The sequence below is a fragment of the Conexibacter sp. CPCC 205762 genome (genome assembly GCF_030646155.1).
GTDB lineage: Bacteria > Actinomycetota > Thermoleophilia > Solirubrobacterales > Solirubrobacteraceae > Conexibacter.
The window spans coordinates 333,332-354,150 of record NZ_JAUTDN010000003.1 but is presented as its reverse complement, the minus strand read 5'-3'; the positions used below and the strand labels follow the sequence as shown (position 1 = coordinate 354,150).

21 protein-coding genes are annotated in these 20,819 nt (G+C 73.6%); 12 read left to right on the top strand and 9 right to left on the bottom strand.

Annotated features, from left to right (window positions below):
* Both Q7L73_RS05360 and Q7L73_RS05355 read left to right on the top strand, forming a co-directional pair.
* Nucleotides 1-641, top strand: a 641-nt coding sequence (locus Q7L73_RS05360; protein WP_304715498.1) for a LytR C-terminal domain-containing protein, incomplete at its 5' end; no start/stop codon positions are given.
* Nucleotides 642-659: 18 nt separating this feature from the next.
* Nucleotides 660-2,462: a N,N-dimethylformamidase beta subunit family domain-containing protein gene (locus Q7L73_RS05355; RefSeq protein ID WP_304690961.1), complete on the top strand. Its 1,803-nt coding sequence runs from the start codon at nucleotides 660-662 to the stop codon at nucleotides 2,460-2,462.
* A gap of 10 nt (nucleotides 2,463-2,472) precedes the next feature.
* Here the strand turns inward: Q7L73_RS05355 and Q7L73_RS05350 are convergent, their stop codons facing one another.
* Both Q7L73_RS05350 and Q7L73_RS05345 read right to left on the bottom strand, forming a co-directional pair.
* Nucleotides 2,473-3,018, bottom strand: coding sequence for a YqgE/AlgH family protein (locus tag Q7L73_RS05350; RefSeq protein ID WP_304690959.1), 546 nt, complete (start codon nucleotides 3,016-3,018; stop codon nucleotides 2,473-2,475).
* 81 nt (nucleotides 3,019-3,099) lie between these two features.
* The gene (locus Q7L73_RS05345) at nucleotides 3,100-3,564 is read right to left on the bottom strand and encodes a hypothetical protein (RefSeq protein ID WP_304690957.1); all 465 of its coding nucleotides are present in this window, start codon (nucleotides 3,562-3,564) and stop codon (nucleotides 3,100-3,102) included.
* A 37-nt stretch (nucleotides 3,565-3,601) separates the two neighbouring features.
* Here Q7L73_RS05345 and Q7L73_RS05340 point away from each other — a divergent pair, with 37 nt between their 5' ends.
* Nucleotides 3,602-5,089, top strand: a complete 1,488-nt coding sequence (locus Q7L73_RS05340) for a lipopolysaccharide biosynthesis protein (RefSeq protein ID WP_304690955.1) — start codon at nucleotides 3,602-3,604, stop codon at nucleotides 5,087-5,089.
* Nucleotides 5,090-5,098: 9 nt separating this feature from the next.
* Entirely contained in the window at nucleotides 5,099-6,112 is a 1,014-nt protein-coding gene (locus tag Q7L73_RS05335; RefSeq protein ID WP_304690954.1) for a diguanylate cyclase, read from the top strand.
* On the opposite strand, the gene Q7L73_RS05330 is transcribed toward Q7L73_RS05335, so the two are convergent.
* Nucleotides 6,073-6,564 carry a carbonic anhydrase gene (locus Q7L73_RS05330; RefSeq protein WP_304690952.1) on the bottom strand — a complete coding sequence of 164 codons (492 nt, stop codon included), beginning with the start codon at nucleotides 6,562-6,564 and terminating at the stop codon, nucleotides 6,073-6,075. The two genes, Q7L73_RS05335 and Q7L73_RS05330, sit on opposite strands and share 40 nt — an antisense overlap.
* Before the next feature lie 105 nt (nucleotides 6,565-6,669).
* On the bottom strand, nucleotides 6,670-7,608 hold the full coding sequence (locus Q7L73_RS05325) for a glycosyltransferase (RefSeq protein ID WP_304690950.1): 939 nt from the start codon (nucleotides 7,606-7,608) through the stop codon (nucleotides 6,670-6,672).
* A 23-nt stretch (nucleotides 7,609-7,631) separates the two neighbouring features.
* Between Q7L73_RS05325 and Q7L73_RS05320 the strand changes: the two genes are divergently transcribed.
* The 5 genes from Q7L73_RS05320 (at nucleotide 7,632) to Q7L73_RS05300 (ending at nucleotide 11,215) form a co-directional block, all read left to right on the top strand.
* Nucleotides 7,632-8,819, top strand: a complete 1,188-nt coding sequence (locus Q7L73_RS05320; protein WP_304690948.1) for a glycosyltransferase — start codon at nucleotides 7,632-7,634, stop codon at nucleotides 8,817-8,819.
* A gap of 50 nt (nucleotides 8,820-8,869) precedes the next feature.
* Nucleotides 8,870-9,076: a hypothetical protein gene (locus Q7L73_RS05315; protein WP_304690946.1), complete on the top strand. Its 207-nt coding sequence runs from the start codon at nucleotides 8,870-8,872 to the stop codon at nucleotides 9,074-9,076.
* Nucleotides 9,073-9,345, top strand: a complete 273-nt coding sequence (locus Q7L73_RS05310; protein WP_304690944.1) for a hypothetical protein — start codon at nucleotides 9,073-9,075, stop codon at nucleotides 9,343-9,345. The genes Q7L73_RS05315 and Q7L73_RS05310 overlap by 4 nt, the downstream gene beginning before the upstream one ends.
* Nucleotides 9,346-9,390: 45 nt before the next feature.
* A complete protein-coding gene (locus tag Q7L73_RS05305) occupies nucleotides 9,391-10,554 on the top strand; it encodes a glycosyltransferase (protein WP_304690943.1) in 1,164 nt (387 codons plus the stop codon).
* A gap of 76 nt (nucleotides 10,555-10,630) precedes the next feature.
* Entirely contained in the window at nucleotides 10,631-11,215 is a 585-nt protein-coding gene (locus Q7L73_RS05300) for a sugar transferase (RefSeq protein WP_304690942.1), read from the top strand.
* A gap of 45 nt (nucleotides 11,216-11,260) precedes the next feature.
* Here the strand turns inward: Q7L73_RS05300 and Q7L73_RS05295 are convergent, their stop codons facing one another.
* The 4 genes from Q7L73_RS05295 to Q7L73_RS05280 form a co-directional block, all read right to left on the bottom strand.
* Nucleotides 11,261-12,970, bottom strand: coding sequence for an N-acetylmuramoyl-L-alanine amidase (locus tag Q7L73_RS05295; RefSeq protein ID WP_304690940.1), 1,710 nt, complete (start codon nucleotides 12,968-12,970; stop codon nucleotides 11,261-11,263).
* Nucleotides 12,971-13,065: 95 nt separating this feature from the next.
* Nucleotides 13,066-13,983 (bottom strand): alpha/beta fold hydrolase, encoded by a 918-nt coding sequence (locus Q7L73_RS05290; RefSeq protein ID WP_304690938.1) that lies wholly within the window; start codon nucleotides 13,981-13,983, stop codon nucleotides 13,066-13,068.
* A 10-nt stretch (nucleotides 13,984-13,993) separates the two neighbouring features.
* Nucleotides 13,994-14,815, bottom strand: coding sequence for a methyltransferase domain-containing protein (locus Q7L73_RS05285; protein WP_304690937.1), 822 nt, complete (start codon nucleotides 14,813-14,815; stop codon nucleotides 13,994-13,996).
* Nucleotides 14,815-15,708 carry a haloalkane dehalogenase gene (locus tag Q7L73_RS05280; RefSeq protein ID WP_304690935.1) on the bottom strand — a complete coding sequence of 298 codons (894 nt, stop codon included), beginning with the start codon at nucleotides 15,706-15,708 and terminating at the stop codon, nucleotides 14,815-14,817. Before Q7L73_RS05280 ends, Q7L73_RS05285 begins: the two co-directional genes overlap by 1 nt.
* Nucleotides 15,709-15,894: 186 nt before the next feature.
* Here Q7L73_RS05280 and tkt point away from each other — a divergent pair, with 186 nt between their 5' ends.
* Nucleotides 15,895-17,895: a transketolase gene (gene tkt, locus Q7L73_RS05275; RefSeq protein ID WP_304690934.1), complete on the top strand. Its 2,001-nt coding sequence runs from the start codon at nucleotides 15,895-15,897 to the stop codon at nucleotides 17,893-17,895.
* Between the two features lie 4 nt (nucleotides 17,896-17,899).
* Here the strand turns inward: tkt and Q7L73_RS05270 are convergent, their stop codons facing one another.
* Nucleotides 17,900-19,339 carry a hypothetical protein gene (locus Q7L73_RS05270; protein ID WP_304690932.1) on the bottom strand — a complete coding sequence of 480 codons (1,440 nt, stop codon included), beginning with the start codon at nucleotides 19,337-19,339 and terminating at the stop codon, nucleotides 17,900-17,902.
* A gap of 279 nt (nucleotides 19,340-19,618) precedes the next feature.
* Here Q7L73_RS05270 and Q7L73_RS05265 point away from each other — a divergent pair, with 279 nt between their 5' ends.
* Together Q7L73_RS05265 and Q7L73_RS05260 are read left to right on the top strand one after the other, a co-directional pair.
* Nucleotides 19,619-19,903 (top strand): helix-turn-helix domain-containing protein, encoded by a 285-nt coding sequence (locus tag Q7L73_RS05265; protein ID WP_304690931.1) that lies wholly within the window; start codon nucleotides 19,619-19,621, stop codon nucleotides 19,901-19,903.
* A 56-nt stretch (nucleotides 19,904-19,959) separates the two neighbouring features.
* On the top strand, nucleotides 19,960-20,817 hold the full coding sequence (locus tag Q7L73_RS05260; RefSeq protein ID WP_304690929.1) for a site-specific DNA-methyltransferase: 858 nt from the start codon (nucleotides 19,960-19,962) through the stop codon (nucleotides 20,815-20,817).
* Nucleotides 20,818-20,819 lie beyond the last annotated feature (2 nt).

Here is a 20,819-nt window from a genome sequence, read left to right as displayed (position 1 = left end):
CGCGTCGCGGCGCCGCGCCCGCCGGCCGCCCCTCACGTCCGGGCGCCCGCCCGCAGTCGGCCGCGCCGGCGCGCGCCGCAGCCGGCGGCTCGCGTGCGCTGCCGCCGGAGGAGGAGCCGCCGCACGGCCGTCGCCGCATGACCGCGGTCCTGCTCGCGCTCGTGGCGCTGGTCGTCGTCGCCGGCGCCGTCTGGTTCGTCGCGATCCGCGACACCGGCAGCGACACGCCCGCGACGCGCGTCGAGACGCCCGAGGGCGGTGCGAGAAGAAGAGCGGCCACGAGAAGAACGCAGACGCAGAGACAGCAGACGCCGGCTCCCGCGCACGACTCGATCTCCGTCGCCGTCCTCAACGGCACCGGCCTCACCGGCCTCGCCGGCAGAGTGATGGCGAACCTGACGGCGGCCGGCTACCCGCAGGGCGGCATCGTCGCCGACGCCGGCACGACGACGGCGAGCGCGACGATGGTGAACTACCGCGACGGCAGAGAGGCCGCCGCGAGAGAGGTCGCCAGAACGCTCGGACTGCCCGCCGACGCGACCGAGGTGATGGAGCCCGCCACCGACCAGGCCTGCGCGGCCAACTCGGGCGGCACCTGCACCGCCGACGTCGTCGTCGTCGTCGGCACCGACCTCCAGTAGGGCATCCGCCCCGCGACTGTGACGCGTGCGGCCCGGATCGTCTTCGCGCTGCTCGTCGTCGCGACGCTCGGCGCGTTCGTCGTCACGCAGAAGCTGAAGTCCTCGCCGCCGCTGATCGTGCGGCCCGACGTCTCGGTCGTCTTCTCGCCCGTCTCGAGAGACAAGCCGAGAGCACGCAGAGCGCGCATATCGTTCTGGCTGCAGAAGGCCGACGACGTGCAGATCTCGATCGTCGACGCCGAGGGCAGAATCGTCGCGACGATCGCCGACGGCGAGCACGTGCCCTACAGAGTCCGCAAGCACTGGTCCTGGAACGGCCGCACGAAGGACGGCAGACGCGCGCCCGACGGCTACTACCGGGTCCGCGTCGCGCTGCTGCGGCAGGGTCGCACCGCCGACCTGCCGGACATCCGCATCGCGCTCGACACGAAGCCGCCGAAGCCGCGCGTGACGGCCGTCAGACCGGAGGAGTCCTCCGGGCCGGCCTTCCTGCCGCAGAGAGACCTCGACGCCGTCACCGTCTCGATCAGAGGGACCGAGGGTCGCCAGGCCGCGCTGCAGGTCTGGCGCACCGACGTGACGCCGGCGCGGCTCGTCGAGACGGTCGAGATCAGAGCGCGCCAGCCGAGCGTCGAGTGGGACGGCACGATCGGCGGCGAGCCCGCGCCCGCCGGCACGTACCTGATGGGCCTCGAGGTCGCCGACCGCGCCGGCAACGTCGGCACCTTCCCGGCCGCGCTGCCACCGAGATCGGGCGCGGTCAGAGGCCGCGCCGGGGTCACCGTCCGCTACCTCGCCGCCGCGACGCCGCTGACGCCGGTGCAGGCCGGCAGAGTCACGACCGTCCGCGTCGACGCGCGCGGGCGCAGATACACGTGGGCGCTGCGCCGCTGGGGCGAGCCGCAGGTGCTCGCGCGCGGCAGAGGCGACGACTCGAGACTGCGGCTGCGGGCGCCGAGAGGCCAGGCCGGCCTGCACGTGCTGACGATCGCGACCAGAGCCCACCGCACGCAGGTGCCGCTGGTCGTCTCGGCTCCGGTCGACCGGCGTGTGCTGGTCGTGCTGCCGGCGCTGACGTGGGAGGGCCTCAACGCGGTCGACGACGACGGCGACGGGATGCCGAACGTGCTCGACGGCGCCGGCCGCGACGGCAGCGTGCGGCTCGGCCGGCCGCTCGCGAAGGGGATGCCGGCGACGGTCGCCGGCCACGAGGGCGCGCTGCTGCGCTTCCTCGACGCGAACCTGCTGCGCTACGACCTCACGACCGACGCCGCGCTCGCGGCCGGCGTCGGCCCGTCGCTCGACGGCTACCGCGCCGCGGTCTTCGCCGGCGACTCGCGCTGGGTCACGCCGCAGCTGCGGCGTGACCTGCGCAGACGCGTCGAGGCCGGCGGCCGCATCTGGTCGCTCGGCACCGACGCGCTGCGCCGCAACGTGCGGCTCGCCGACGGCGTCCTCTCGCACGCCGGCAGCCCGCTCCCGACCGACGCGCTCGGCGCCCGCCCGCAGCAGCCGCTCGTGACCGCCGCCGACGGCGAGACGTTCGCGCTCACCTCGTTCCTGCCCGGCCCGGTGCTGAGCGAGACGAACGGCTACTTCAGCGGCTACGACGCCTACGAGCCGCTCGCCTCGATCGTCCCCGAGGCGACGTACACCGACCAGGCCGGCCCCGACGCCGACACGACCGTGATCGGCGCCTGGAGACTGGGCGACGGCTTCGCCGTCCACACCGGCCTGCCGCAGCTCGCCCAGCTCGCCGCCGACGGCGACAGCTCCAGCGTCCAGCTGGTGCAGTCGATCTGGTCGGCGCTGGCGCGCTGAGCCGCGCGGCTCAGTTGACCGACGGGTCGAGCGGCATCCGCGCGACCAGCGCGAAGGCGCCGCCCTTGCGCGTCAGCACCTCGACCCACAGCTCCTCGGCCTCGTCGCTGAACAGCTCCTCGGTCAGCGGCGGCTCGACGATCCAGTCCTCTCTCTCCAGCTCCTCGTCGAGCTGGCCGGGGCCCCAGCCGGCGTGGCCGGCGAAGACGCGCATCTGCCTCGTCGCGTCGCGCGAGGTGGCGAAGTCGGCCTCGGCCGAGAGGAAGCCGACGTCGTCCCTGACCAGCAGCCCGGCGGCATCGGGCTGGTCGAAGGTGGCGAGCACGATCACGGCCGACGGCTGCACCGGCCCGCCGATGTAGATCGGCTCCTCGGCCTCGACCAGCTCCTCCAGCTCGGGTGCGCTCTCGGCGACGGTCGTCGTCGCGGGGCGGTTGAGCACGAGGCCCATCGCACCGTCCTCATTGTGCTCGGCGACGAGCACGACCGTGCGCGCGAAATTCGGGTCCTGCAGCGTCGGCGACGCAAGCAGCAGCTTGCCCTTCAGCGACTCCATGACTGCTCATTCTGGCGCACGCCGCAACGTCGTCCAGGTCAGGATGGACACGCCACCACCGATGAGTGGTGTTCGACCCGTTCAGTCGCGGAATTCGGCGATCCCGAGCGCTTCGAGCCGCTCCCACAGCGGCTCGTTGCGGGTGAAGGCGTCGGCTGTCGCGTCATCGCCGAGGCCGGCGGCGTCAGCCGGCGCGAAGGCGAAGCTGGCCTGCGCGGTCGCCTCGACGACCGCCTCCGCGCGCCACAGCTCGGTCCCCTCCCAGCGCAGCTGCAGACCCTGCGCGAGCGCGAGCTGGCCGGCGTCGTAGACGAGCGCGACGCGCACGCGGCCGGGCAGCCTCAGCCGCCGCGCCTGGCGCACGCCGATTCCGAGCGCGAGCGAGTCCGGCAGCCGCGCGATCCGGCCCCAGCTCATCCGCGGCGGCTCGAGCGCGAGCACACGCGGGGCGCGCAGCAGGTCGCGGGCGTGCTCGGCGTGCTCGAAGCGCTCCAGCGGCTCGGGCAGCAGCAGCAGCGCAAGCGGCTCCTCGGCAGGGTCGGTCATGGCGCCTCCAGGACGCTACCGAGTACCGTCCAGCGCCGTGCACAGCTTGCTCAAGCGCCTGTTGACGACGACCGTCGCGTACCAGGTCGGCGACATCGTCTCGAAGGTCTTCGCGGTCGCGCTGCTGCCGATCTACACGCGCCACGTCAGCGAGGCCGGCTACGGCGTCGCCGAGCTGATGATGACCGCGATCGTGCTCGTCTCGATCCTCGTGCGGCTGGGGATCGGCGAGGCGCTCGTGCGCTACCACTACGTCGACGAGGACCAGCAGCGGCGGGACGCGCTCGCGCGCCGCGCGGTCGGCTTCCTGCTCGTCGCCACGACCGTCGTCGCGATCCCGCTCGCGCTCGCCGCCGCGCCGCTGTCGGAGCTGGTGCTCGGCTTCCGCGACGTCGGCGTCTTCCGCGTCGCGGTGCTCGGCCTGTGGGCCTTCACCAACCTGGAGCTGGGCTACGCGCTGCTGCGCGTCGACGAGCGCGCGCGGGCGTACGCGCTGACGACGCTCTCGAACGTGCTGCTGACGATCGCGCTGACGGTCTTCCTCGTCGTCGGCCGCGACAAGGGCGCCTACGGCCTGCTGCTCGGCAACTACGCCGCCACGACCGTCGTGCTGCTGGGGCTGTGGTTCACGATGCGCCATCGCCTGCGCCCGCGCCGCGGCGGCGCCGACCACCCCCAGCTGCACTCGCTGCGCGAGCTGCTCAGATTCGGCTTCCCGACGGTCCCGGCCGACGCCTCCGTCTACGCGCTCAACCTCGTCGACCGCTACTACCTCTTCCACAAGTACGGCGCCGCGACCGCCGGCGTCTACTCGCTCGCGGTCAAGCTGGCCGGCGTCGTCGCCTTCGTCGTGCGCGCCTTCCAGTACTCGTGGCCGCCGCTGGCCTACTCGATCAAGGACGACGACGAGGCGGCCCGCTTCTACGCATTCGTCGCGACGTACTACCTGCTGCTGACCGGCTGGGCGGTCGCGGGGCTGCTGCTGCTCGGCCGCTGGCTGACGAGACTGCTGGCGGCGCCGGAGTTCTACGAGGCGCACGTCGCGATCCCGTGGCTGGCGCTCGGGTGGGCGCTTTACGGCCTGTTCGTGATCTTCGTCGTGATCGCCGGCCGCGCCGAGGTGACGACGCGCAACTTCCCCGCGGCTGGCGTTGGCCTCGTCGTCAACGTCGTGCTGCTGCTGGTGCTGACGCCGCCGTTCGGGATCGCCGGCGCCGGCCTCGCGCTGGCCGGCGCCTACGTCGCGATGCTGATCGTGATGCGACTGCTCACGCGCCATCTCTTCCGCGTCGACTTCGAATGGGGGCGGATCGTGCAGATCGCGCTCGCCGTCGGCGGCGGGGCCGCGCTCGGCGAGCTGCTGCTGCCGACCAGCGGGATAGCAGGGCTTTTGGCGCGCGGGTTCGTCTTTTTTCTGCTGCCGCTGCTGCTGATCCCGCTGCGCTTCTACCGGATCGAGGAGCGTGAGCTTTTGCGAACAATGGTGAGACCTGTGATCCGCCTGCTGCCGTCGCGTCGTAGCTGACGGCAGACGATGGATCGCACGGAAGCGGACGGACTCGGCCACGCGCTCGCGGTGGCGCGCATGCTGGCGACGGGCGCGGATCCCCGCGCGACCATCTGCGACGCCGCACGGCGTGTCGCCGCGGCCGACTGGACGGCGCTCGTCGAGCGCGATGAGGACGCGCTCAGGATCACCGCGGCCGAGGGGCTCTGTCAGGGCGTGCTGCGCGGGGCGATCGGGCTGGAGCGCAGCGGCAGCGGCCACGCCTTCGCCAGCGGCGACGCGCGCTTCTCGCCCGACGCCGCCGCCGACCCGCTGCTCGACCAGCGGCTCGTCGCGGCGACCGGCAGCGGCGCCGTCCTGCACCAGCCGGTCCGTCACTCGGGCAGCGTCGTCGGCGTGCTCGTCGTCGGCTGGGCGCAGCCGCGCAGACGGCCGGAGGCCTCGCTCTGGAGGCTGCTGGAGCTGCTCGCGCTCTACGCCGCGATCGCGCTCGAACGCGACTCGCTCGTCGCCACGCTCGCCGTCGAGGCGCGGACCGATCCGCTGACCGGCCTCGCCAACCGCCGGCACTGGCAGGACCAGGCCGCGCGCGACCTGCGGCGCGCCTCCCGTCACGGGCTCGCGGCGACGCTCGCGCTGATCGACCTCGACGACTTCAAGCGCTTCAACGACACCTACGGCCACGCCGCCGGCGACGAGCTGCTGCGCACGACCGCCGCCAACTGGCGCGCGCAGCTGCGCGAGAGCGACCTGCTCGCGCGCGTCGGCGGCGACGAGTTCGCGCTGCTGGCGGTCGCGAACGTCGGCGAGGACCTGGACGTCGTCGTCGAGCGGCTGCGGGCGGCGCTGCCGCCGGGCGCGAGCTGCTCGGCCGGCTGGGTCGCCGCCGGCGGCGACGTCGACCTCGACCAGCTGACGATCCGCGCCGACGCCGCCCTCTATCGCGCCAAGGGGGCCGGCAAGGGCCGCGTCGCCGCCGCCGACCCGCTGATGCCCGGAGCTCAGACGACCTCGCGCAGGCGCCCGCTCTCGACCTCGTAGACGAAGCCGCGCACCGACTCCTTGCGGGGGATGAATGGCGACGCCCGGATCCGCGCGATCGACTGGCGCACGTCGGCGTCGACGTCGCTGAAGGACTCCGCCGCCCACTCCGGCTTGATCCCGGTCTCCTCCTGGATCGACTGCTTGAAGGCGTCGTCGGTGAAGGTCAGCATGCCGCAGTCGGTGTGATGGATGAGGATGATCTCCTCGGTCCCCAGCAGCCGCTGCGAGATCGCCAGCGAGCGGATCTCGTCGTCGGTGACGACGCCGCCGGCGTTGCGGATGACGTGCGCGTCGCCCTCGCTGAGGCCGAGCGCGCCGTAGACGTTGAGGCGCGCGTCCATGCACGCGACGACCGCGACTCTGCGGCCGGGCGGCAGCGGCAGGTCACCCTTGTCGAAGGCGTCGACGTAGGCCGCGTTGTTGGCGAGCAGCTCGTCGGTGACGGACATGAAGCGCTCCTTCGGTCGAGGGGACGACCGAAGATATCTATCCCGACCGGATTTGTCAGGTTGCTGGCGCGCGGCGCGGCTTGGCGACGCCGCCAGGCCGGTTGATCACAGCCGCGGGCCGCCGCGGTTGTAGTCGGCGGCCGCCTCGCGCAGGCCCTCGCCGCGGTCCGGGTGCAGCGTCGCGTGCACGTGCTGCCAGTAGCGCGCCGGGTCGTGACGCGGCAGCGCGTAGGCGGCGAGCGCCCGCAGCGCGTAGGTCCACGCCGTCAGCCAGCGCACGATCAACGCCGACGGCAGCGAGTGGTGCTTGCGCATGTAGCGCTCGCGATTGCGCGACAGCTCGACGATCCGCCGTCTCGGCACGCTGCCGGTCGACAGCTGCTCGTGGTGGATCGCCTCGGCCTGCGGCACGTAGAGGTTCTTCCAGCCGGCGTCGTGGAGCCGCTTGCAGAAGTCGACCTCGTCGGAGTAGACGAAGAAGGCCGGGTCCATCCAGCCGATCCGCGCCGCCGCCTCGCGCCGCACCAGCAGCGCCGCCGACTGCGCCCAGTCGACCTCGCGCACCTCGCTGCCGCGGCTCTGGACGGTCAGCCGCCTGTGCAGGCCGACGGCGGCGTAGAAGGCGGTCGTCGGCGTCGGGAAGCGCCACGCCGACGGGTATTGGCCGCCGTCGGGACGCAGCAGCATCGCGCCCGCGGTCGCCGCTCTCTCGGTCGTGTCGAGCGCGGCGTGGAGCGCTCTCGTCGCGCCCGGCATCAGCTCGGAGTCCTCGTTCAGCAGCAGGCAGTAGCGGCCGCGCGCCCGCTGCATCAGCGTCGAGTCGTTCTCGGCCTTGCCGCGCCGCTGCTCGCGTCTGATCAGCTCGGTCGTGACCGGATGTGCCCGCGCCATCCCGACCGATCCGTCCCTCGACGCGTTGTCGAGCACCAGCACCTCGGTCGCGAACGGCAGCTCGCGCTGCTCGCGCTCGATCGCGTCGAGACAGCGCTCCAGCAGCGCGCGCTGCTCGGTGTTGACGATGCAGTAGGAGACTTCGATGCTCATGCGTGGTGGTGGATGATGCCTGGATGTCCTCGTCGCCGCTGCGTGTCCAGCTCGTCGACCCGTCGGCCTTCACGCCGCCGTACGACCATGCGCTCGCCGGCGCCCTTGCCCGTGCCGGCGCGAACGTCGAGCTGGTGACCAGCCGCTTCGCCTACGGAGCGGTCCCGCGCGCGGACGGCTACACGGTCACGGAGTCGTTCTATCGGATCGCGCCCGGCGCCGCCGGCTCGCGGGCCCGGATGTTGGCCAAGTTGGCACAGCACGTCCCTGACATGGTTCGGTACCGGCGCCACGCCCGCGCGGCCGACGTCGTCCACTTCCAGTGGCTCTCCGTCCAGCCGGTCGACGTCCACCTGCTGCCGTCGCGGACCGTCCGCGGGCGCCGGCGGCCGCTCGTGCTGACCGCGCACGACGTGCTCCCGCGCGAGCCCCGCCCCGGCCAGCTCGACGCCCAGCGGCGGCTGTACGAGCGCGTCGACGCCGTCGTCGTCCACTCCCAGCACGGCGCCGCCCGCCTGCGCGAGGAGCTGCGGATCGACCCCGCGAAGGTGCACGTGATCCCGCACGGCGCCTTCGACCTGTTCGTGCCGAAGACCGTTCCCGCCACCGCTCCTGCCCTGGCCGCCTCCGTCCCCGCCGCGGAGGCGGCCCCCCCGCGCCCGCTCCCGCCCGAGCTGGCCGCCGTCCCGCGTGAGCGGCCCATCGTGCTGATGTTCGGCCTGCTGCGGCCGTACAAGGGCGTCGACGTGCTGCTGGAGGCGTGGCGCGGGATCGACGACGCCGAGCTGTGGGTCGTCGGCCTGCCGAAGCTCGACCTCGCGCCGCTGCGCGCCGCCGCGCCGCCGAACGTCCGCTTCGTCCCCCGCTTCGTCGCCGACGACGAGATCCCCGCCTTCTTCCAGCGCGCCGACCTCGTCGTCCTGCCCTACCGCGAGATCGACCAGTCGGGCGTCCTCTTCACCGCGCTCGCCTTCGGCCGCCCGCTGCTGCTGACCGAGGTCGGCGGCTTCCCCGAGGTCGCCGCGACCGGCGCCGCCGAGCTGGTCCCGCCCGGCGACGCCCCGGCCCTCCACGCCGCCCTCGTCCGCCTGCTCGCCGACCCCGCCGCCCGCGCCCGCCTCGCCGCCGCCGCCCGCGCGGCGGCAGCGTCGACCTACTCCTGGGACGAGATCGGCCGCCGCACCCTCGCGCTCTACCAGTCGCTTCTGTGACAACACGACGGCTGTAGACGTTGCCGTTTCCGATGCCCAGAATCGTGGGCATGGAGACATTCGAGACATACCTCACCAACGGCCGCCCCCGGCGCCCTTGCCCACCCGAGACGTGGGCCTACGTCGACCGCCTCGCCCGCGAGCAGGGCATCAAGAACTGGGACAGAGAGCGCCCCCCGATCGAGATCCGAGAGCCCGACGAGCTGGACGAGGCGTTCCTGGCGGCCATCGACGAGTACTGCACGGCCGAGCCATGATCATCGGCGAGAGAGAACTGCTCGTCGTCGACGCTTCCTATCTCGGCCGTCGCGACAGACCGGTGTCACGCAGTTGGGCGCCGGATGTGGTTGCGCGCTTGAAGGCCGCCGACCTCGGTCTGAGCGTCGTCACGATCGCGGCGACGGCGCAGACGCTCGGGGTGCCGGTCGTCACCTGCGACAAGGCGTTCCTGCGGATGGAGTCGCTCGACATCGAGGTCGTGCACCTGCCAGCACGGATTCCAGCGGAGGTGGGGCAGGTCCGGTGAGCGGGTGACAGCGGCGGCGGGCGCGGTCCGCAAGAATTCCCGGCCGTGCTTGTCGTGAAGATCGTCTTCTGGCTCTGTGGAGCGCTCGTCGTCTACGCGCAGCTCGGCTACGGGGTGCTGCTGGCGCTGCTGGCGAAGCTGCTGCCGGCGAAGCAGGCCCGCGTCGGGGCGCCGGTGGCGGCCGGGGACGCGGAGGGCGCCGAGGCGGCGCTGCCGAGCGTCACGGTGATCGTCGCGGCGTACCAGGAGGAGTCGGTGATCGCGGAGAAGGTCGCCAACCTGCGCGCGCTCGACTACCCGGCCGACCGGCTGGAGATCGTCGTCGCCTGCGACGGCTCGCCCGACGCAACCCCGCAGCGGGCGCGCGACGCCGGCGCCGACACGGTGCTGGAGCTGCCGCGCGGCGGCAAGATCCGCGCCCAGGACGCCGGCGTGCGGATCGCGCGCGGCCGGATCGTCGCCTTCTCCGACGCCAACGCCTTCTGGCAGCCCGATGCGCTGCGCAAGCTCGTCGCGCCGTTCGAGGGCGCGCCCGAGGTCGGCTACGTCTGCGGGCAGGTCGCCTTCGTCAACGAGGGCGGCACCAACCAGGAAGGGCTCTACTGGCGCTACGAGATGGCGCTGCGCGGGCTCGAGTCGCGGCTGGCCTCCGTCACCGGCGGCAACGGCGCGATCTACGCGACCCGCAGAGAGGCGTACATCGAGGTCGACCCGATCATGGGCCACGACCTCTCCTTCCCGTTCAACATGGTCAAGCGCGGCTGGCGCGCGCTCTACGCCGCTGACGCCCGCGCGACCGAGAAGATGGTCCCGTCGATCGAGGGCGAGTTCGCCCGCAAGCGGCGGATGATGACCCACGGCTGGCCGATCGTCCTGCACGGCGGGATGCTCGACCCGACCGGCTACGGCCCGCTCTACGGGACGATGATCGCCTCCCACCGCCTGCTGCGCTACGCGACGCCGTTCCTGCACGCCGCGCTGCTGTCGACGAGCGTCGTGCTCGCCCGCCGCGGCCGCCCCTACGCGCTCGCGCTCGCCGCGCAGCTGCTGATCCTCGCCGCCGCCGCGCTCGCCAGAGCCGTGCCCGCCCGGCCGCTGCTGGTCGCGCGCTACTACGTGCTGAGCACCGCCGCGCTCGGCGCCGGCCTCTTCGACGTCCTGCGCGCGCCGACCGAGGCCGGCTGGGAGCCGCCCGAGGGCACGCGGTGACGGGCTTCGCCATGCGAGTTCCACGCCAGCGAGCCGACGCGCCGATCGCGGCGGGAACTCGCGGGACGCTTCAGCGATGACTCGCGCTCTCGACCTGCTGATCGGCGGGATCGGCACGCTCGTGGCGGCGCCGCTGGTCGCGCTCGCGGCGCTGCTGATCCGGCTCGAGTCGCCCGGCCACCCGATCTACAAGCAGCGCCGCGTCGGCAAGGACGGTGCGTCGTTCGAGATCTACAAGCTGCGCACGATGGTGAGAGGGGCCGAGTTCACCGGCGCCGGCCTCGCCGTGCAGCAGGGCGACGACCGCATCACGCGGATGGGCGCCCTCCTGCGCCGCACCTCGCTCGACGAGCTGCCGAACCTCTGGAACGTCGTCCGCGGCGAGATGTCGGTCGTCGGCCCGCGCCCGACCGTGCAGGTCCAGGTCGACCAGTACAGCGAGCGCCAGCGCGGCCGCCTCAAGGTCAAGCCGGGCCTGACCGGCTGGGCGCAGGTCAACGGCCGCGCCGCGCTGCCGTGGAGCGAGCGGATCGAGCTGGACCTCTGGTACGTCGAGCACAAGTCGCTCAAGCTCGACCTGCGGATCCTCGCCCGCACCTGGCGGCTCGTGCTGAGAGGCGACGGCCTCTACAAGGGCGAGACGGGTGGCTGGGGTCGCTGAGGCCGGCGCACGGCAGCCGGCGCGCCCGGCGGCCTGGCCGGGCCGCTAGCGCTTCGCGACCCGCGCGGTCCGCACCGGCGCGGTGCCGGCGGCGTTGACGTCGTCCGCGGCGCTGCTCGCGAGCACGCGGTAGCGGCCGAGCGCGCGCAGCGGCAGCGTGCTCTCCCAGGCGCCGTCGACGGTCTCGAGCGTCAGCCGCCGCACCCGCCGCCAGGCACCGCCGTCGCGCGCCTGGCGCTCGATCAGCACCGTCACACGCGCCTTCGCCGGCGTCGTCGTGCCGCTCACGGTGACGCGTCTGCCCGGTCGCAGCAGCTGCGGCGCGACGCGCGCCGTCACGCCCGCCGCGACCTGCGCGGAGACCGCCGGGGAGGCGACGCCCGAGGCGGCGACGACGCGGAAGCCGCCGTTGACGGTCACCGGCACCGCCGCCGACCAGATCCCGTCGCCGCCGGTGCGGAGCGTGTCGAGGTCGGTCCACTCGGCGTCGGGCTCGTCGCGGCGCTGCAGCGTGAGCCGCGCGCCGACCGGGCGGCGCCCGCCCGCCAGCGTCAGCCGGCCGGTCAGCGAGACCGGCCCGCCGGCCGCGACGACCCCGCCGACGGGGCTGTTGGTCAGCTGGTCGGCGCCGATCGTCAGCTGTGAGGCGACCTCGGTCCGCAGCTGCGGCAGCCACGCGTAGAGCGCGCCGCCGGGGCAGTCGGTCGAGTCGACGTCGCGGTGGCCGGCGACGCGGTTGAGGCGCACGTCGGCGCCGCTCGGCCAGCGGTTCTCGGCGCCGCCGTAGGACTGCTTGACGATCGTCCCGCCGGCCGGGATCCCCGCCAGCGACAGCTTCCACGCGAGCACCTGCGCGAGCGCCGCGCGCGCCGCCGCCGGCGGCCGCGAGCGGGTGTAGCTGCCGATCACCGCGACGCCGGTCGAGACGCTGTTCCAGCCGCCCGCCTGTGCGCCGATCACCGGCTGCTCGACGCCGCCGGCGCGCCCCTCGTAGACGGTCCCGAAGCGGTCGACGAGCAGGTTGTAGCCGATGTCGAGCCAGCCGTTGCCGTTGCGGTGGAAGCGGCAGATGCCGAGCACGACCGCCGCCGCCTCCGAGCGCGAGTAGCTGTTGAGCGACTCGGTGTGGTGGACGATCCCGAGGTCGACGCGGCCGTACTTCGGCGCGCTGCGCGGCGGGCAGGCGTTCGACGGATCCCACTCGGAGCGCGGCACGATCGCCGGCCGGGCGCTGTCGGACGGCCCGCTCTGCGGCGGCTCCGCCTGCGCGACCCGCGCGCTCGCCGCCGCCGGCACGAAGACGAAGTGCAGCCGCAGGTCGCGCGGCAGGCGTGCGGCACGCAGCTGGTAGGTCTGCGCGCGCCCGGTCCACAGCGGCCCGGACGACTGCTCGCCGCGGGCCCGCCGCGCGGCGGGCGGCGCGTCCTCGGCGTGAGGGATCTCGCCCCAGCGGCTCCAGCTCCTGCCGGGCCGCCGCACGCGCACCTCGACGTGCGCCTCGCCGCCGCCGCGCCAGCGCAGGCCGAGCAGCTGGAACGGCCGCGGCGCGCGCAGCGGCGCGCTCACGCGCAGCGCGGACGACGCGTCCGCACGGGCCTCGGTGCCGGCGGCAGCGGTGGCCGCGCCGGATGCGGGCGCGAGCACGCCGGCGGGCAGCCGCTGCTCGAAGTCGGCGGGGCCGGCGGCGAACGACGGCGCGGCGGCTGCGAGCGCGACCAGCAGCGCGGCGATGACGGAGACGACGATGCGACGCATCACGACTCCCAACACGTTCCCAGCTCGAACGCTGCGCACCGCACGATCGCGTGCAGAGCGCGGGGAACCCCGTCGCGGCGGCGTCCGCGCCGCCGTCAGGCGCTGGCGCGCGGCTGCGCTCTGGCGCGGGATCTGCCGGATCTGGCGCGCGGGCGTCTGCGCGGGCGCGGCGCGGTCGCGGCGGCGCTCGCGCCGGTCGGTCCCGGTGCGGCCGTCGGCTTCCAGCAGGCGTCGACGAAGTCGCCGATCTCGGCCGTCAGCCGCTGCGGCCGCGTCCGCAGCTCGAAGATCGAGTCGGCGTTCAGCAGCCGCGCCTGCGGCAGCTCGGCGGCAAGCCCGTCGGCGTCGGAGAAGGGGTGGATCGGGTCGCGCTTGTGGCCGATCACGAGCGACGGCGTCGTGAAGCCGCGGCGGAGGTCGCGGTGGGGCGCGATGCGGCCGAAGAACAGTCCCTGCAGCACCGCCGCGCTCGGCCCCGGGTCCTGCGAGACCCAGTCGAGCAGGATCTCCGGCACGAGCGGCAGCGGCCGTCGCGGCACGACGCGCGCGACCCGCTGCAGCAGCTTCATCGCCGGTTCGCCGAAGGTCAGCGACACCATCAGCGGCGTGAAGCAGATCGCGCAGCCGAGCAGCGCGTTGTCGAGCACCGGCATCTCCAGCACCATCCCGCGCAGCCGCTGCGGCGCGGCCGCCGCGACCTCGAGCGTGACGTTGGCGCCGAGCGAGGCGCCGCCGACGACCGCCTGCTCGATCCCGAGATGGTCGAGCAGGCCGACGACCTGCCCGCCGAATGCCGTCATCGAGTAGCGCCACATGTCGCGCGGGCGATCGGAGTCGCCGTGACCGAGCGGGTCGAGCGTGATCACGCGGTTGCCGCGCGCGGCGAGCGTCTGCGCGAGCGGCTCCTGCATCCGCTGCGAGAACAGCAGCCCGGGCAGCAGCACGAGCGGGCGCGGACCCTCGCCGTGCTCGGCGTAGGCGATGCGGTTGCCGTCGTGCTCGAACCAGGGCACTGCCGCGAGCCTACCCGCGCGGCGCCTGTTTGGTGCCGCTGGCGACGAAGCCGAGCAGCGCGGCGAAGAAGCCGCCGCCGGCGTGGGCGCGGTCGAGCTGATCCCACCAGGCGATCAGCTCGTCGGGCTCGAAGTCGCCGGCGGCGAGCGCGGCGTCGAGGTGGCTGGAGACGAGCCAGGAGAAGAAGTCGTACGGCAGCACGACGCCGTGCGGGACGGTCGTCAGCTCCTCGAAGCCGGCGTCGCCGAGCAGCCGCGGCAGCGCGCGCCCGACGCGCCCGTTCGGGGTCGCGTCGCAGTGGGAGCGGACGATCCGCCGCGTCAGCTCGCGGTCGGCGCCGTCGATCGCGAGCGTGTCCCAGTCGAAGTCGAAGACGACGACGCGGCCGCCCGGCCGCAGCACGCGCGCGCTCTCGTGCAGCACCTGCAGCGGCTCGTCGACGTGCATCAGCAGCCGCTCGATGCGGACGCGGTCGAAGCTCGCAGCGGCGAGGTCGAGCGCGAGCGCGTCGCCGACGCGGAAGACGACCGGCAGCTCGCGGTCCTGCGAGCGGCGCGTCGCCTCGGCGACGAGCGCCGGCGCGCTGTCGATCCCGAGCACGTGGCCGGCCGGGCCGACGCGGCGCGCGAACGAGCGCACGTCGTCGCCTGCGCCGCAGCCCAGCTCGAGCACGTCGAGCCCGCGCCGCAGCGCCAGCTGCTCGACCATCAGCGGCTTCAGCGCCCGCACGCCCGGGAGCGCGTTGCCGGCGTCGAGGAAGCGGATCGCGAAGCCCGGGTCGACGGCCGGCGCGACCCCCGCACCCGCCGCCCCGGCGAGCTGCTCGCGCATCAGAGCTGCTCCAGCCACTCCGCGATCAGCCGCCCGAGCAGTGGTCCCTGGTCCTCCTGCAGGAAGTGGCCGGCCTGCGGCAGCACGTGCGCGATCTCGCCGCCGAGCGCGGCGGCGAAGCGCTCGCCGGTCGCAAGCGGGATGACCGGGTCGGAGTCGGCCCACAGCAGCAGCTTCGGGCGCTCGTCGGCGGCGAGCGCGTCGAGCGTCCGCTGGCCCTCGGCGGCGCCCGGCTCCTGCGGCGTGCGCGGGATCAGCAGCGGGAAGGCGCGCGCGCCGGCCTTCGCGGCGGCGGTCGGGAACGGTGCCTCGTAGGCGGCGATCACCTCGTCGCCGGGGTCGTCGTTGCAGCCGCCGCGGACGAGCATCCCGATCGGCAGGTCCTCGCTGCCGGCGACGAAGTCGCGGAACGCCTCCCACGCGGGCGTCATCTGCTGATGCCCGGTGAAGAGGCCGGTGTCGGTGATCACGATCCGGCCGACCCGCTCAGGCTGCTCGACCGCGAGCCGCAGCCCGATCGGCCCGCCCCAGTCGTGCACGACCAGCGTCACGTCGCGCAGGTCGAGCCGCTCGAACAGCTCCGCCGTCAGCGCGACGTGGCGGTCGTAGGAGTACCAGTCGAGCGCGACCGGCTTGTCGGAGCGGCCGAAGCCGGCGTGGTCGGGCGCGATCGCGCGGTGACCGCGCGCGGTCAGCTCGGCGATCGCGTGGCGCCACAGGAACGACCAGGTCGGCTCGCCGTGCAGCAGCACGACCGGCCGCCCGTCGCCCTCGTCGACGTGCGCGAGCCGCAGCCCGTCGACCTCTCGATATCGCGGTTCGTACGGGAAGTCCGGCAGCGCCTCGAAGCGCTCGTCCGGCGTCCGCACGACCTCGCCCGTCCCCGTAGTCATCGACTCGCCAAGCCCCATATCTCGCTTTGCCGAGTTCAGGAGCGTAGCCCCCCGGCGGCGCTGGAGCGCCGGTCCGGCTGCCAACCAGGCCGATTGGGGGGTGCCGCACGGGTTACCCTCTTCGATTGGTGCGTGCGCTGACTGCGCACGCCGTCATTTCGCCCGCGCCGACCTCACTGGATGACCATGGCCACCACTGCGCCCCAGTCCACCTCCGAGCAGCTCGCCGTCGACACCATCCGAACGCTCGCGATGGACGCGGTTCAGCATGCAGGCAACGGCCACCCCGGCATGCCGATGGGCATGGCGCCGGTCGGCTATCTCCTCTTCTCGGAGGTGATGCGGCACAACCCGAAGGACCCGCACTGGCCCGACCGCGACCGCTTCGTGCTGTCGGCCGGCCACGGCTCGATGCTGCTCTACGCCTGTCTCCACCTGTCCGGCTACCCGGACTTGACGCTGGAGGAGATCAGACACTTCCGCACCTGGGGCTCGCGCACGCCCGGCCACCCGGAGGTCCACCACACCGCCGGCGTCGAGGTCACGACCGGGCCGCTCGGCCAGGGCGTCGCCAACGCCGTCGGCCTCGCGCTCGCGGAGCGCTTCCTGCGCGAGAAGTACGGCAGCGAGGTGCAGAACCACCACACCTACGGGATCTGCTCCGACGGCGACCTGATGGAGGGCGTCAGCGCCGAGGCCGCCTCGCTCGCCGGCCACCTCGGGCTCGGCCAGCTGATCTTCTTCTACGACCACAACCACATCTCGATCGACGGCAGAACGTCGCTCGCGTTCGACACCGAGGACGTCAACAAGCGCTTCGACGCGTACGGCTGGCACACGCAGGACGTCGACGACGTCAACGACCTCGCCGCGCTGCGCGCCGCCGTCAAGGCCGCGCAGGACGAGACGGGCCGCCCGTCGCTGATCCGCGTCAGATCGACGATCGGCTTCCCGGCCCCGAACAAGGGCGGCACGCCCGGCGCCCACGGCGCCGCGCTCGGCGAGGACGAGGTGCGCGCGACGAAGGAGGTGCTCGGCTGGGATCCGGACAAGCACTTCTTCGTCCCGGACGGCGTCTACGAGCAGTTCAGCGCCGTCGACCGCGGTGCCGCGCTGCAGGCCGAGTGGCAGGAGCGCTTCGATGCCTGGCGCGCCGCCGACGCCACGCGCGCCGAGGAGTGGGACCTCGCCTGGGCCGGCAAGCCGCTGCCCGGCCTCGACGCGGCGCTGCCGACGTTCGACCCGGCCGACAAGCCGAAGCTCGCCACGCGCGCCGCCTCGCACACGACGATCCAGGCGATCGCGCCGTTCCTGCCGACGCAGGTCGGCGGCTCGGCCGACCTCAACGAGTCGGTCAAGACCGGCATCGAGGCCGACGCGCCGTACAGCCGCGAGCAGGCCAACCGCAACGTCTACTGGGGCATCCGCGAGCACGCGATGGGCGCGGCCGTCAACGGCCTGGCGCTGCACGGCGGCATCGTCCGCCCGCTCGGCGCGACCTTCCTCCAGTTCGCCGACTACATGCGCCCGGCGATCCGCCTGTCGGCGCTCATGAACCTGCCGACGCTGTGGGTCTTCTCGCACGACTCGATCGCGCTCGGCGAGGACGGCCCGACGCATCAGCCGGTCGAGCACATAGCGGCGCTGCGGGCGATCCCGAACCTGACCGTGATCCGCCCCAGCGACGCGGCCGAGACGGCCGAGGCGTGGCGCGTGGCGGTCGACGAGGAGGTCGAGGGACCGGTCCTGCTGGTCCTCTCGCGCCAGAACCTGCCGGTGCTCGACCGCACGAACACGTACCCCTCGGCGAAGGCGCTCGACAAGGGCGCCTACGTGCTCGCCGACGTCGACGACGCGGTCGCGACGATCGTCGGCACCGGCTCGGAGGTCCAGGTCGCGATCGCCGCCGCCGAGCTGCTGGCCGAGGACGGCGTCAAGGCGCGCGTCGTCGCGATGCCGAGCTGGGAGCTGTTCGAGCAGCAGGACCAGGCCTACCGCGACAGCGTGCTGCCGCCGAACCAGCCGAAGGTGTCGGTCGAGGCCGGCATCCACATGGGCTGGGAGCGCTGGGTCGACGCCTCCGTCTCGGTCGACAGATTCGGCGCCTCGGCGGCCGGCGAGGTGATGCTGGCGGAGTACGGCATCACCCCCGAGGCCGTCGCCGACAAGGTCCGCGGCCTGCTCTAGCCGCTCATCTCAGCAGGCGGTCCGCGTCACCGGCGACGGTGACGTGGATCGCCGCCGGCTCGCGCACCCAGGTGATCAGGTCGAGCGCCTGCAGGCGGTCGAGCATGAACTGGAAGGCACGCGCCTGTCTGCCGTTCGCGTAGCTGCGCAGGACGTCGAACGACCAGCCGGTCGTGTGGATCGAGAAGGCGTGCGTCGCCTCCGCGTTGCCGCGCGCCAGCCGCTCCTGGTAGCCCTGGTCGCGGACGGTGCTGGTGATCGTCAGCGGCGCGTCGTCGCCGGAGATCCGGCGGGTGCCGGCGGCCAGCTCGACGAGCATGCGCAGCGCGGGCGGGCGCAGGCCGCGGTAGAGCGCTCTCGGCTCGCCCAGGCGCGGGCCCAGCTCGCCCATCTGCGGATCGATCCGCAGGCCCAGCTGGCGCGCGTTGCGCGGCAGCCGCACGAGTCTGCCGGCGGCGTAGGCGGCGCGCAGCGCGTCGCCGTCGGCGAACGCCTCGCCGCCGTCGGGCGGATGCATCAGGTTCTCGCTCGACGCCTTCTGCGTCTGCAGCTCGGCGGTTCGCTCGAGCGCGCGCGGGTCGCTGCGCCAGCGCGCCATCAGGTCGCGCGCCGCCAGCACCTTCCAGTAGTAGAGCGAGGAGTCGTCGCCGAGGCTTGCGAGCAGGTCCCAGGCCGATCTGTGGCGGGTCGGGCTGCTGTCGAAGAACAGCCGCGCGTAGCTGACCTGGCCTCTGTCGCCGCCGTAGCCGGCGAGCGCCTGCTCGAGGTTGCCGACGCCCATGTGGTAGCTGACGACGGCGAGGTCGTCGCGGCCGAGGCGGTCGCGCGCGAAGACGAGGTAGCGGACGGTGCCGGCGAGCGCCTTGCGCGGGTCGTAGCGCTCGTCGACCTGGCGGCGGCGCGCCTCCAGCCGCGCCGCCTGGCGTCTGCGCGCGGGTGTCGCCGGGCGCGCCTGGACACGCGCCAGTCTGCGCGTCAGGCGGGTGCTGGCGGCGACGTCGACGTGCATCCGCAGCAGGCCGGTCGCGGTCTCGGCGAGGATCTGCGTCAGCCCGACCGCGCCGCTGAGGTCGTTGCCGGCGCGCGCGACCGGGCGGCCGGCGCTCTCGAGGAAGACGATCGCCTCCAGCGTCGCCGGGTCGACGCCGCCGGCTCCCGCCTGCGCCGCCTGGTCGATCAGCGGCCGCAGCCGCGCGACCCGCTGCGCGGTCGCGAGCACGCCGCCGGGGCTCTTGGCGTAGAGCACGTGGGCGCTGCCGGCGGCGGCGCGGGCGGCGTAGTCGTCCTCGTGCGCGGGATCGAAGGCGAACGGGTCGCCGGCGCTGCTGACCGTCTCGCGGGCCTGCGGCAGCGGCGCGGCCGGTCCGCCGCCGTCACCGCCGGAGCCGCGCTGGGTCAGCAGGAAGGCGACGCCGCCGGCGACGACGAGCACGGCCAGCAGCAACCGCAGGCGGCTCGGGGCAGACGGGGAGGTTCGACGGCGAGAGGTCCTCGGCACGGCTCTCATCAACCGTGACAGACCGCCGTGCCCGGCGTCGAATCGTCACGGATCACGCGCGATCTGCAACAAATCTGCACGCTTTGCAAATTCTCTCGCGCCGAACGGGTGTTCGGGCCGTTTCCCGTCCGCGCCCCCGCCTATGGTGGCCGTCCCACCCCACCCACAAAGCGGCCGGGGCGCTGCTGCAACAGCCCCCGGCCCGGCACAGGAGACCTACATCCCATGCGCGACAAGCGTACTCAGGACCCGGCGGTGAGCGTCGAGCAGCTGGTGCTCGGGCGCGCAGTGCGAGAGCTGCGCGCCCGCCGCGCGCTCTCGCAGGAGCAGCTCGGCTTCCACTCGGGCCTCCACCGCAACTACGTCGGCGCGATCGAGCGCGGCGAGATCAACCCCACCTTCCGCACGCTGCTGACGGTCGCCGCCGGCCTCTCGCTGCCGCTGTCGGAGGTGGTCGGGCTGTACGAGCTGCGGCGTCCCGAGCACCTGCCGGCGGAGGTCGCGCCGTGACCGTCGCGGCAGGTGCGCCGCGCCCGTCGTCGCGCCCGGGTACCGTCTCGCGCGCCATGCGCGTGCTGACGAGCGAGCTGCTGCCCGACCGGATCGAGCTGGACGGCGACGATCTCGTCGTCCACGCCGAGAACCTCGACGTGCTCGAACGGCTGCCCGGCGGCGCCTTCGACATGATCTACATCGACCCGCCCTTCAACACCGGCAGGCCGCAGCGGCGCCGCACGCTCGCGACGGCGCCGCACGACGAGGGCGACCGCGTCGGCTTCGGCGGCCGCCGCTATCGCTCGGAGCTGCTGCAGGCGCTCGTCTACGAGGACAGGTTCGGCGACTACCTCGGCTTCCTCGCCCCGCGCCTGGAGCAGGCGCGGCGGCTGCTGGCCGAGCACGGCACGCTCTACTTCCACATCGACTACCGCGAGGCGCACTACTGCAAGCTGCTGCTCGACGAGCTGTTCGGGCGCGACTGCTTCCTCAACGAGATCATCTGGGCCTACGACTACGGCGCCAAGCCGAGAACCCGCTGGCCGGCGAAGCACGACACGATCCTCGTCTACGTGCGGACGCCCGGCGCCCACCACTTCGACGCCGAGGCGGTCGACCGCGAGCCGTACATGGCCCCCGGCCTCGTGACGCCGGAGAAGGCGGCGCGCGGCAAACGGCCGACCGACGTCTGGTGGCACACGATCGTGCCGACCAACAGCGCCGAGAAGACCGGCTACCCGACGCAGAAGCCGGCCGGGATCGTGCGGCGGATGGTCGCCGCCTCCTCCAGACCGGACGGCTGGTGCCTCGACTTCTTCGCCGGCTCCGGCACGCTCGGCGCGGTCGCGCGGGAGCTGGGCCGCCGCTACGTGCTCGTCGACGCCAACGCCGAGGCGGTCGAGGTCATGCGCAGACGGCTCGGCGGCTGAGC